The organism is Streptomyces sp. NPDC096205, from assembly GCF_044763135.1.
Lineage (GTDB): Bacteria > Actinomycetota > Actinomycetes > Streptomycetales > Streptomycetaceae > Streptomyces.
The window spans coordinates 421,436-428,682 of the sequence record NZ_JBIWFS010000008.1 but is presented as its reverse complement, the minus strand read 5'-3'; the positions used below and the strand labels follow the sequence as shown (position 1 = coordinate 428,682).

The window sequence follows — 7,247 nt, the reverse complement described above, 5'->3', positions numbered from 1 at the left end:
TGCCACCCGCCCCGGTGGTGGGTGGCCCCTTTAAACCTGGCGCGCCGGTCGGCGTGGCCCGCGGGGGGGGGGGCCCCGCGGCCGGGGGGGGGGGGGGGGGGGGGCCCCCCCCCCCCCGCCCCTCTCGCCGTCTCATCGCCGTTTCGCGCACTCCTGGGGTCAGGCCACGAAGGTGCGCGGGGCCTCGCCCCCGGCCGTTCCGCCGCTCTCCACCAGCCGCGCCGCCGCGGCCAGCCGTACCGCCGCCTCCTCGGCGAGCGCCCCGCCGACCGTGAACGGCAGGCGTACGTAGCCCTCGAAGGCCCCGTCGACGCCGAAGCGCGGCCCCGAGGGCACGCGGACGCCGACCCGCTCCCCCGCCTCGGCGAGCCGCGACCCCGACAGGCCGCCGGCCCGCACCCAGAGGGTCAGACCGCCGCCGGGCACCTCGAACTCCCAGTCGGGCAGCTCCCGCCGTACGGCCGTGACCAGCGCGTCCCGGTTCTCCCGGGCCTGGGCGCGGCGCAGCTCGACGGCCTGCTCCCAGCCGCCGGTGCTGAACAGCCAGTTCACCGCAAGCTGCTCCAGCACGGGCGTGCCCAGGTCGGCGTAGGCGCGGGCGGCGACCAGGCTGCGGATGACGTCAGGGGCGGCGCGCACCCAGCCGATGCGCATGCCGGCCCAGAAGGCCTTGCTGGCCGAGCCGACGGTGACCACGGTCGACCCGGCCGGGTCGAACCCGCACACCGGCCGCGGCATGCCGCCGCCCGCGAACTCCTCGTCCAGCCACAGCTCGCTCATGGTCTCGTCGGCGACCAGCACGGTCCCCGCGGAGCGGGCGGCCTCCACCAGCCGGCGGCGCTGGTCGTCGTCGGCGAGGGCGCCCGTCGGGTTGTGGAAGTCGGCGACGACGTACGCGATGCGCGGCGCGGCTTCCCGCAGCACCTGGCGCCAGCGGTCCATGTCCCAGCCGCTGAGTCCCTCGGCCATGGCGACGGGCACCAGCCGGGCGCCCGCCTCGCGCATGAGCTGGAGGATGTTGGCGTACGACGGCGACTCGACGGCGATGCGCTCGCCGCGGCCGCCGAAGAGATGGCAGATGGCGTCGATGGCGCCCATCGCGCCGGTCGTCACCATGATCTGCTCGGGCATGGTCGGGATGCCGCGCGCGGTGTACCGCTCGGCGATCATCGCGCGCAGCGCGGGCAGCCCGGCCGGGTAGTCGCCGTGCGTGTGCGCGTACGGCGGCAGTTCCTCCAGGGCGCCCTGCACGGCCCGGGTGAGCCAGGGCTCGGGGGCGGGCAGGGCGGCGCAGCCGAGGTCGATCATCGAGCCGAGCGCCTCGGGCGGCAGCGGCTCCAGGCCGCGCGCGGGCAGCGGGTTACCGGCCGGTACGGCGGTCCAGCTGCCGGCTCCGCGCCGGGACTCCAGGAAGCCCTCGCCGCGCAGCGCCTCGTAGGCGGCGGCCACCGTCGTCCGGCTGACGGCCAGCGACAGGGCCAGCTCCCGCTCGGCGGGCAGCCGGGCGGCCACGGGGACGCGGCCCTCCAGCACCAGCAGCCGGATGCCGTCGGCGAGCGCGCGGTAGGCGGGCGGGCGGCGGGTGCCGGGGCCGGCCGGCCGGTCCTGCTGGGACTTGAGCAGCCGGGCGAGCTGCGCGGCCCCCACCGCGGAGGTCCACTGCGCCATGGTTACCAGTCCACCTTCCCCGAATTGGCCATGGATGAGGTTTCCCCTCAAGCCACAGAGTGACATGCGTCAGGCCACTACCACCATCCGGGGGCACTTCTTGTCCATCTCCTCCACGCCGGACCATGTCCTACGGCGTCTCGTCCAGTTGTACGGCGGTCTGGCCCTGTACGGCGCCAGCTCGGCCCTCCTCATCCGCTCGGGGCTCGGTCTTGAGCCCTGGAACGTGCTCCATGAGGGGCTCGCCGAGCGGACGGGGCTGTCGATCGGTGTGGTGCTGACCCTGGTGGGCGCGGCCGTCCTGCTGCTGTGGATCCCGCTGCGCCAGCGGCCGGGCCTCGGCACGGTCTCCAACGTGCTGGTGATCGGCGCCGCGATGGACGCCACGCTGGCCGTGGTGCCCGACGCGCACGACCTCGCGGTCCGGGTGTCCCTGATGGCCGCCGGGATCGTCCTGAACGGCGCGGCGACCGGCCTGTACATCGCGGCGCGCTTCGGGCCCGGCCCCCGGGACGGACTGATGACGGGGCTGAACCGGCGCACGGGGTGGTCGATCCGGTCGGTGCGCACGGTCGTCGAGATCACGGTCGTGGTGACCGGGTTCCTGCTCGGCGGCACCGTGGGCGTCGGCACACTGCTCTACGCGGTGTCGATCGGCCCGCTCGCCCAGGTGTTCCTGCGCGTGTTCGCCGTCCCGTCGGCATCGGACGGCAGCACGGTCGTTGCCACCGGTCAACCCCGTGGAGCGATACTGCGTCGGTGACCACCACGCGGATACGCCACCCCTACCTCGACCACCCCGGCCCGATCGCGTTCGCCCACCGGGGCGGCGCGGCCGACGGCCTGGAGAACACGATGCTGCAGTTCCGGCGCGCGGTGGAGCTGGGCTACCGGTACATCGAGACGGACGTCCACGCCACCCGCGACGGAAAGCTGGTCGCCTTCCACGACGCGACGCTGGACCGGGTGACGGACGGCGCGGGGCGTATCGCCGACCGGCTCTGGGCCGACGTACGGCACGCGCGTGTGGCGGGCAAGGAGCCGGTGCCACTGTTCGAGGAGCTGCTGGAGGAGTTCCCGCAGGTGCGCTGGAACGTCGACGTCAAGGCGGAGCCCGCCCTGCACCCCTTCCTGGAACTGATCGAGCGAACGAACACCTGGGATCGAATCTGTGTCGGTTCGTTCTCCGAGGCCCGTGTCGTGCGCGCCCAGCGGCTGGCAGGGCCGCGCCTGGCCACGTCGTACGGTACGCGCGGTGTGCTGAATCTGCGGCTGCGCTCCTGGGGCGTCCCGGCGGCGCTGCGCGCCTCGGCGGTCGCGGCTCAGGTGCCCGAGACCCAGTCGGGCATCCAGGTGGTCGACCACCGCTTCGTGCGCACGGCACACGCGCGTGGGCTCCAGGTGCATGTGTGGACGATCAACGAGCCCGATCGCATGCACAGGCTCCTGGACCTCGGTGTCGATGGCATCATGACCGATCACATCGACACGCTGCGCAAGGTCATGGAGGACCGGGGCGTCTGGGTCTGACCCCCGGAACGCGCCCCCGCGCGGCGTCGGACCGGAAGCGAGGGCGCGGGTGGGGACCGAGACCATGCGCACGGCGGTCGCCGACGAGGCGGCGGACCGGCGGCGCGAGCAGCGCGGCTGGTACTTCTACGACTGGGCGTGCTCGGTCTACTCGACCAGCGTGCTCACCGTGTTCCTCGGCCCCTATCTGACGTCGGTCGCCGAGGAGGCCGCCGACGCCGAGGGCTTCGTCCACCCGTTGGGCATCCCGGTGCGGGCGGGTTCGTTCTTCGCCTACTCGGTGTCTCTGTCGGTGATCGTGGCGGTGCTGGTGATGCCCCTGGTGGGTGCCGCCGCCGACCGCTCCGGCCGCAAGAAGCCGTTCCTGGGCGCGGCCGCCTATGTCGGGGCCGGGGCGACGGCGGGCATGTTCTTCCTGGCCGGCGACCGTTATCTGCTGGGCGGAGTGCTGCTGATCGTGGCGAACGCCGCGCAGTCGGTCGCGATGATGCTCTACAACTCCTATCTGCCGCAGATCGCCCCGCCCGAGGAACGCGACGCGGTCTCCTCGCGCGGCTGGGCCTTCGGCTACGCGGCGGGCGCTCTGGTCCTGGTCGCGAACCTCGTCCTCTACCTCGCCCACGACAGCTTCGGCCTGTCCGAGGGCATGGCGGTCCGGATCTGCCTGGCCTCGGCCGGCCTGTGGTGGGGCGGCTTCGCGCTGATCCCGCTCCGGCGGCTGCGCGACCGCGGCACCCGCGCACGCGAGACGACCACCCCCGCGCGCGAGGCGTCCACGCCCGCACCCGAGACGGCCACACCCGCGCCCGAGGCCACCGCGCCCGGTCTGCGGCAGCTGGCCGCCACGGTCCGCGACATGCGCCGCCACCCGCTGACCCTGGGCTTCCTGTTGGCCTACCTGGTCTACAACGACGGCATCCAGACGGTGATCTCCCAGGCCTCCATCTACGGCTCCAAGGAGCTGGACCTCGGCCAGTCGACCCTGATCGGCGCGGTGCTGCTGGTGCAGGTGCTCGCGGTGGCGGGCGCGCTGGCGCTGGGACGGCTCGCGCGGAGCTACGGGGCCAAGCGCACGATCCTCGGTTCGCTGGCCGCATGGACGGCGGTCCTGGCGGCGGGCTACTTCCTGCCCGCGGGGCAGCCGGTGTGGTTCTTCGTGCTGGCCTCGGGCATCGGCCTGGTCCTGGGCGGCAGCCAGGCCCTGTCCCGCTCGCTGTTCTCCCACCTGGTCCCGCCGGGCAAGGAGGCCGAATACTTCGCCGCGTACGAGGTGAGCGACCGCGGGATGAGCTGGCTCGGACCGCTGCTCTTCGGGCTGACGTTCCAGCTCACAGGCAGCTACCGGGACGCGATCATCTCGCTCGTGGCCTTCTTCGTCCTGGGCTTTGTGCTGCTCGCGAGGGTCCCGGTGCGCCGGGCGATCGGCGACGCGGGCAACCCGGTTCCCGAGAGGATTTAGCACTCAGGGCGAAAGGGCGGTAGTGTACGCCTTTGGCCTGCCAGGCGTACCGTTACTGCGCGTCAAAGATGCAAAAACGCTGGGTGACATCTCCTAGCAGATGTGACAAACCGGGCGCCGGTGGGTACTGCACTGGTTGACAAGGCTGCGGCTACGACGGCGACGCATGACCCGAAACGGGACACGGGACGGGAATCTTTACCGCCGACCGGACGTTGACCGGATGACGACGACAGCGACACCTGTCCTGTGGGCGACAAGCCCGGGAGGCACGATTCATGAGTGAGCGAGCTCTTCGCGGCACGCGCCTCGTGGTGACCAGCTACGAGACGGACCGCGGCATCGACCTGGCCCCGCGCCAGGCCGTGGAGTACGCATGCGAGAAGGGGCACCGCTTCGAGATGCCCTTCTCGGTCGAGGCGGAGATCCCGCCGGAGTGGGAGTGCAAGGTCTGCGGGGCCCAGGCACTCCTCGTGGATGGCGACGGCCCTGAGGAGAAGAAGGCCAAGCCCGCGCGTACGCATTGGGACATGCTGATGGAGCGGCGCACCCGCGAGGAGCTCGAAGAGGTTCTCGAGGAGCGACTCGCCGTTCTCCGCTCCGGGGCGATGAACATCGCGGTTCACCCCCGGGACAGCCGCAAGTCCGCATGAACCCCAGCGTGGCTTGACCGGCGACAGCGCACGCCGAAATGACCGAGGGCGCCGTACGAGATCTCGTACGGCGCCCTCGGTCTGTCTTCTGTGAGGCTTGCCAAGGCCGGCCCTCGGTCTGTCTCCCGTGAGGCCGGCCAAGGCCTCTCAGTGCGTCAGCGGCGGGCGGGGTTCCTGCGGGGCGTCCCCGCGGGGCTCGTCGCGGATGACCTCGCCCTGCACGACCTTGCCGTCCGGGCGGTGGATACGGGCCTGCTGGAAGGCGTCGCCGAGGCTGCCCGGCCCGGCGGCGCGCAGCCGGCGCTCGAAGGTGCGCTCGGCGCGGCGGCCGAGGGCCTTCTGGACGGGCGGGATCAGCAGGATCAGGCCGAGCACGTCGGAGACCAGGCCGGGGAGTATCAGCAGCAGGCCGCCGAGCATCAGCCAGCCGTTGCCCTCGCTGCCGGACGGTGTGCCGCCGCGCTGCACCGCCTGGTTCAGGTTCTGGAAGGCCCGGCGTCCGGCCCGCTTCACCACGGCCGCACCGAGCAGGATCCCGGCGACCAGCAGCAGGAAGACGGTGAACCCGTTCGCCGCGCCCGCGACCAGGGTCAGCAGCCAGATCTCCAGCACGAGCCAGGCGGCGATCCCGAGGGGCAGGAAGGTGCGGAGCCGGCTGCGGCGGGGCCTCGCCGGCTGCGTGGAGGTCTGCGTCATGCGTCCAGTGTGCCCCGCGGCAGCTCAGTCCGGGATAAGCGTCCCTACGGCCGAAGCCGCTTGGCGACCTTGCCGGCCCGCTCCCCCACGCCCCAGGTCGTCACCCGCCACAGCGCCTCGACCAGGATGTCCCGGCTCATCTTGGAGTCGCCCAGCTCGCGCTCCACGAACGTGATGGGCACCTCCACCACGTGGTACCCGGCCTTGATCGCCCGCCGGGCCAGGTCGACCTGGAAGCAGTACCCCTGCGAGGCGACCTCGTCGAGGCCGAGCCCCTCCAGGGTCTCGCGGCGGAAGGCTCGGTAGCCGCCGGTGACGTCACGGATCGGGACGTCCAGCAGGACACGGGAGTACAGGCTGCCGCCGCGGGAGATGAACTCACGGCTCTTGGGCCAGTTCACCACCCGTCCGCCCGGCACCCAGCGCGAGCCGAGCACCAGGTCGGCGCCCTTGAGGGCGGTCAGCAGCCGGGGCAGTTCCTCGGGCTGGTGGGAGCCGTCGGCGTCCATCTCGACGAGAACGCCGTAGTCCCGCTCCAGGCCCCAGCGGAAGCCCGCGAGGTAGGCGGCGCCGAGGCCCTCCTTGCCCTTGCGGTGCAGGACATGGACCTGGTCGTCGCCCACGGCGAGCTCGTCGGCCAGCTTGCCCGTGCCGTCCGGGCTGTTGTCGTCGGCCACGAGGACGTGCGCCGCGGGGACGGCGGCCCGCACCCGCCCCACGATCCCCTTGATGTTCTCCGCCTCGTTGTAGGTCGGAATGATCACCAGGGCCGTGCCGAGCGGGCCGAAACGCCTGCTCTGGGACTGTGCCGCCCCGCTCCCGTCGCCGTCGTTCACTGCTGCCCCTTCGTCTTCATGCGCAGAGGTCCACCATAGTGGCCGCCGCCTGCGATGACGTGGCGGGCCGTTCGTATGCTCGTGCCGATTTCACAACAGCGGGGCCCAGGGGATTCGCGACAGCGGCCCATGGGGCTGCGGATGGGGGCCCGGCACCCTTCGGGCCGGCCCGGGATCCGCTGGCTGCGGATCGACCTGAGGCCGTTGTCTACTGAGCGGCCGGGCCCCACCCGGGTCACACCTTCCCGACCGGCCGGAACGTTCCCTCGCCGCGGCGCGGGCGCTGAGCCTGGCTCCCAGTGGCGGTGCCCGGTGGGGTGCACCGTCCCTGACCCAGCGGCGCGGCGGCGAGTGCGCGGACGTGCCGCCGTCGGGCGTCCTGTGGTGGACTCCGCCGAACCTACC

The 7,247-nt window shown here is 72.6% G+C and carries 7 protein-coding genes; 4 read left to right on the top strand and 3 right to left on the bottom strand.

Going from position 1 to position 7,247, the window contains the following annotated elements:
- Window positions 1–159 precede the first annotated feature (159 nt).
- Window positions 160–1,668 carry a PLP-dependent aminotransferase family protein gene (locus ACIQ6Y_RS29310; RefSeq protein ID WP_404043261.1) on the bottom strand — a complete coding sequence of 503 codons (1,509 nt, stop codon included), beginning with the start codon at window positions 1,666–1,668 and terminating at the stop codon, window positions 160–162.
- Between the two features lie 64 nt (window positions 1,669–1,732).
- On the opposite strand from ACIQ6Y_RS29310, the gene ACIQ6Y_RS29305 reads away from it, so the two are divergent.
- From ACIQ6Y_RS29305 to ACIQ6Y_RS29290, 4 genes are all read left to right on the top strand, one after another.
- Entirely contained in the window at window positions 1,733–2,431 is a 699-nt protein-coding gene (locus tag ACIQ6Y_RS29305) for a YitT family protein (protein ID WP_404043259.1), read from the top strand.
- Window positions 2,428–3,198, top strand: a complete 771-nt coding sequence (locus ACIQ6Y_RS29300) for a glycerophosphodiester phosphodiesterase (protein WP_404043257.1) — start codon at window positions 2,428–2,430, stop codon at window positions 3,196–3,198. The genes ACIQ6Y_RS29305 and ACIQ6Y_RS29300 overlap by 4 nt, the downstream gene beginning before the upstream one ends.
- 64 nt (window positions 3,199–3,262) lie before the next feature.
- Complete coding sequence (locus tag ACIQ6Y_RS29295; protein ID WP_404043255.1) at window positions 3,263–4,657, top strand: MFS transporter; 1,395 nt, start codon at window positions 3,263–3,265, stop codon at window positions 4,655–4,657.
- A 278-nt stretch (window positions 4,658–4,935) separates the two neighbouring features.
- Window positions 4,936–5,310: an RNA polymerase-binding protein RbpA gene (locus ACIQ6Y_RS29290; protein ID WP_003977404.1), complete on the top strand. Its 375-nt coding sequence runs from the start codon at window positions 4,936–4,938 to the stop codon at window positions 5,308–5,310.
- A gap of 147 nt (window positions 5,311–5,457) precedes the next feature.
- Here the strand turns inward: ACIQ6Y_RS29290 and fxsA are convergent, their stop codons facing one another.
- The gene (gene fxsA / locus ACIQ6Y_RS29285) at window positions 5,458–6,006 is read right to left on the bottom strand and encodes an FxsA family membrane protein (RefSeq protein WP_404043253.1); all 549 of its coding nucleotides are present in this window, start codon (window positions 6,004–6,006) and stop codon (window positions 5,458–5,460) included.
- A 44-nt stretch (window positions 6,007–6,050) separates the two neighbouring features.
- Window positions 6,051–6,842, bottom strand: coding sequence for a polyprenol monophosphomannose synthase (locus tag ACIQ6Y_RS29280; protein WP_404043251.1), 792 nt, complete (start codon window positions 6,840–6,842; stop codon window positions 6,051–6,053).
- Window positions 6,843–7,247: the final 405 nt, after the last annotated feature.

Coding starts and splice junctions, on each gene's coding strand:
- ACIQ6Y_RS29290 (WP_003977404.1), top strand. CDS start 4,936: ATGAGTGAGCGAGCTCTTCGCGGCACGCGCCTCGTGGTGACCAGCTAC.
- ACIQ6Y_RS29310 (WP_404043261.1), bottom strand. CDS start 1,668: ATGGCGCAGTGGACCTCCGCGGTGGGGGCCGCGCAGCTCGCCCGGCTG.
- ACIQ6Y_RS29295 (WP_404043255.1), top strand. CDS start 3,263: ATGCGCACGGCGGTCGCCGACGAGGCGGCGGACCGGCGGCGCGAGCAG.
- fxsA (WP_404043253.1), bottom strand. CDS start 6,006: ATGACGCAGACCTCCACGCAGCCGGCGAGGCCCCGCCGCAGCCGGCTC.
- ACIQ6Y_RS29305 (WP_404043259.1), top strand. CDS start 1,733: ATGCGTCAGGCCACTACCACCATCCGGGGGCACTTCTTGTCCATCTCC.